2 protein-coding genes are annotated in these 4,097 nt (G+C 68.2%); both read right to left on the bottom strand.

The features are described 5' to 3' along the window. Positions 1-51: 51 nt before the first annotated feature. A complete protein-coding gene (locus ACFWGZ_RS40000; RefSeq protein ID WP_382456804.1) occupies positions 52-1,830 on the bottom strand; it encodes an ABC transporter family substrate-binding protein in 1,779 nt (592 codons plus the stop codon). Positions 1,831-2,131: 301 nt separating this feature from the next. Further along, on the bottom strand, positions 2,132-3,793 hold the full coding sequence (locus ACFWGZ_RS39995) for an ABC transporter family substrate-binding protein (RefSeq protein ID WP_382456803.1): 1,662 nt from the start codon (positions 3,791-3,793) through the stop codon (positions 2,132-2,134). Between the last annotated feature and the right edge of the window lie 304 nt (positions 3,794-4,097).

The following is a 4,097-nucleotide window of genomic DNA, read 5'->3' as shown; positions in this document are numbered from 1 at the left end:
CTCGTGGTCCGGCCCCGCCCGGTCAGGCGTTGCGCACTTCAGCTATGGCGATTACTTGGTCTGCCACTCGTTGGCGTTCCACAGCGCGCCGTAGTAGCTCTGGAAGTACACGCGGTCGAGACCCTTGAAGGCCCACATGTTCGGCATCTGGAACAGCGGCAGCGAACCGTAGGAGTTCGCGAGCTCCGCGTCCGCCTCCGACCAGTACTTCAGGGAGTCGGCGATCGCGGTCTGCGACACGGCCTTCTTCATGGCCTCGTCGGCCTTCGGGACCGTCAGGTTCTGCCAGTTCTGGCCACCACCGGTCTCGTAGATCGACTTCTTGCCGCCCTTGAACGGCGAGCCGGACCACGCGAACAGCGCCACGTCGTAGTCACCGGCGGAGACGCGCTCGTCGAGGAAGTTCGGGTCGGTGTCGTCCTTGACCTCGATGCCGGCTTCCTTGCACTGGCCCTGGATGAGCTCGACGGTCTGCTTGCGGCGCGGGATGTCGGTGTGGCTGATCCGGAAGGAGGCACGCGTGCCGCCCTTCGCGAAGACGCCGTCCGCACCCTGGGCCCAGCCGGCCTCGGTCAGGATCTTCTTGGCCTCGGCCGCGTCGCCCTTGGCCTTGTCGCCGTAGACGTCCTTGTAGCCCTCGTCCTTCGGGAAGAAGATCAGGCTGCCCATCGGCTTGGCGTCGGACTGCACCTCGCTGATGAGCTTGTCGATGATGTCCTGGCGCTTGATGCACATGAAGAAGGCCTTGCGGATCTCTTCGTTGGCCAGCACCGGGTTCTTGAACTGGATGTCGAGGTGCTCGAACGACAGGCCGGGGCCCGCGCCGAACGTGACGCCCTGGGCGTTGAGGCCCTTGAGCTTGGTGGCCGCGTTCGCGTCCGGCTGCGCGAAGGAGTTGACGGCGAGCTCACCGTTCTCCAGCGCCTGCGCCTGCGCGACGGGGTCCGGGATCGCCTTCAGGATGATCTTGGCCGGGCCACCGGGCTTGCCGACCCACTTGGGGTTGCGCTCGAGCGTCACCGACTGGTTGGGCTCGAAGCCGGTCAGCACGTAGGAACCCGCGCCGGGCATGAGGTCCTTGGTGAAGCCGTTCCACTTCTCGTTCCAGAAGTCAGCGGCCTTCTGGATGTCCGCGGCGGCGCTGTCCTTGTTGAGCTTGGTGATGTCGGCGATGCCGGCGTTCTTCTCGAGGATGTGCGCCGGGAGGACGTCGTTGTTGAACATGTCCTCGTAGTCCGGGTACGGGTCCGAGAACGTGCCGACGAACGTCTGGTCGTCCTTGCACTCACCGGTCATCAGGTCGTACCCGGTGGTGCCGGCCGGCTTGAAGTACTTCGCGCCGTCGGCCTTCTTGGACGAGTTGCTCTGCGCGAACCACGCCATGTAGAAGTCGTCGCAGTCCCAGGCCTCGCCGTCGGACCAGCTGACGCCCTTCTTCAGCTTCCAGGTGACGACCTGCGGAGACTTCGAGGTGACCTCGATCGACTCCATGACGTCCTTGTTCAGGATGACCTTGTTGTTGCCGTTCAGCAGGTGCGCACCGGGCTGCACGAGCGTCAACGCGAACGTGTTGTAGGACTGGTTGGCGTCCTCGGTCGCGTTGTTGTACGAGGTGAACGGCTTGTCGGTCGAAACGACGACCTGGTCACTCTGCTTCGTCTCCGGCGCGGTGTAGCCGTCCGCGGACTCACCGCGGGCGGTCGCCATCTCCGCGACGGTGGCGTCCCCACCGTCGGCGTCGCTGCTCCCACCGCCACCACCGCAGGCCCCCAGCACGAGAGACGCGCTGGCGACCAGCGCGATCGCCGGAAGTGCTTTGGTTCTCCTCATCGACACGTGCCCTCCTAGCACTGGGCGGCCGTGGCCTGGTCGGCATGCACGCCCATAACCGTGATGTGCCATACGCGCCCCGAACCGGCACATCGTGGGCAGCACGGTAGAAACCCGGTGAGGCGGCGGTCACTACCTGGGAGGGCGATCGTGACCCAATGGAAACAGGTTGTAGCACGCCGCAATGGCCCGATTACCGGGCGCCAGCGTTCGTTGACCGGGCGAGGAGAATTCTGTCAACGACGGCCGCCGAAAGTAGCAACGTCCAAACGGTGTTCGCAACGGATTTCCCACCCGTTGGCTACCTGTCCAGACGCCGCCATTCGGGTGCACCGCTCAGCACGCCCGCCAGGGGTGCCCCGGTGTCGACTCCCGAAACCGTCGGGAGCACACCGAGCAGGTCGACGACCTGGAAGAGCGGCACCGCGACGGCCTGGGCGGCGATGAGCGGCTCGACGCGCGCGAGGGCGTCGCTCAGCAGGACCTTGCCGCTCAGCGCGGCCTCGATGTCGGCCTGGACGGCCGGGTCGCAGAACCCCGCCGGGTTCGCCGGACCGGGCGCGCCACCGTCCGGGCCCTCGCCCGCGCACCCGTAGGCGCTCGCGAGCCCGGCCGCCGAGTCGCCCGCGTCCACCCGCGGCACGACGGCGATGTCGACGTCCTTTTCGGTCAGCTGCTTGCTGAAGAGCTCCTCGGCGTTCGGCGTGACGACCTCGGAGTCGATCCCGCGTTCCGCGAGCTGCGCCTTGACCCGGCCGGCGAGGCTCACGTACGGCTCGACCTTCTCCGGCGCGGCGATGCGGAGCTTGAGCGCCTTGCCCGCCTTCTGCCACTCGTTCCCGGCCTTGGCGTACCCGGCCGCGGTGAGCAGCTGCTCGGAGGCCGCGGGGTCGAACGTGGTGGCGGTGATGGTCTTCAGGTAGCCGGCGCGGCTGGGCGGCACCACGTAGGAGTCGGCCCGGAACTGCGCGCTGGGCCCGCTCTGCGTGCCGGAGGCGATGAGCGCCTCCCGGTCGAGCGCCGCCACGACCGCCTTGCGCGTGGCGAGGTCGGCGAGCTGCTGGCTGGCGGGCCGCAGCAGCACCTGCGCGACCTCGTTGCGCGGCACGGGCTTCGTGGTGAGGTTCGGAATGGACTTGAGCAGGTTCACGTCCGCGGCGTCGGCACGCAGCAACGCGGCCTGGTTGTCGCCTTTGGACAGCGACTCGGCCATGGCGCTGTGCGTGGCCCTGCGGATGACGACCCGGTCGAGCGTGGTCGGCACCTCCCAGTACCGGTCGCTGCGCTCCAGCACGACCTCACCGCGCGGCTCGTCGAGGCTGCGCACCTGGAACGGCCCCGCGGTGGCGGGGAACCCGGTCGCCAGCACGTTGGACCACGTGCCGGGCGCGTCCTTGAGCAGGTGCGCGGGCAACAGGTTCGCGAAGAGGCTCCGCCAGCCGGGGAACGGCGTGCCGAAGGCGACCTCGACCACCTTGCCGCCCTCGCGGGCGCTGATGTTGTTGATGAGCCTGTAACCCGCCGGATCCACGACACCGGGTTCGACGCGCATACGCTGCCAGAGGTAGTAGAAGTCCTCGGCGGCGATGGGCGCGCTGTCCGACCAGCTGGCGTCCTTGCGGATCGTGTAGGTGACGGTGAACGGTTCGGCCTTGGTGACCTTCGCGCTGACCATGAGGTTCCGGTCGAGCTGCGGCGCGCCGTCGGCCCCGGCGCGGAAGGCGCTCGGCAGCAGCAGCGAGCTGAGCGCCGTCGTGATGGGGCTCTGCGCCGCGAGGGCGTGCGGGTTGTAGCCGCCCGCGACGTCGTCGACGCCGACCACGATCTCCGTCACCTTGGGCCCCGTGGTCGTGATGACGGGGGCCTCGGACTTCGGGACCAGCGGCGGAGGCGGCGTGTTCGTGCACGCCGCGGCCGCCCCGCACAGGACGGCGGCGGCCAGCACTCCCCCGAGACGCCTCATGTTCCTCACACTGCCAGAAGGGTTGGGGTGGCGTTCGGGCAACCCAGGTTTTGTCACCCGTGCCACGTTGGTCGGACGTGTGGTGGTGGGGTGGGGTTGCTCTGCGTGAGTTCCGGCGTGGTCCTGTTGCGTTGGTTCCGTGCCTGTTCCAGCGTGGGCCTGCACCCCCGGACGAAAGACCTGGGTGGCATCGCCGCTCCGCGACGATTGCGATTGGGGCTTGACTTCGGGGCCCTTGCGAGGCGCTGTGGTCGGCCGGAAAAGGCCGGACGCTTCGCGACCGGCCGAGCCCGCTAGGGGTAGC

It is taken from the genome of Lentzea sp. NPDC060358, assembly GCF_042725365.1.
Lineage (GTDB): Bacteria > Actinomycetota > Actinomycetes > Mycobacteriales > Pseudonocardiaceae > Lentzea.
Note: the sequence above shows the minus strand (reverse complement) of the source record. Positions and strands in the feature narration are given on the sequence as shown.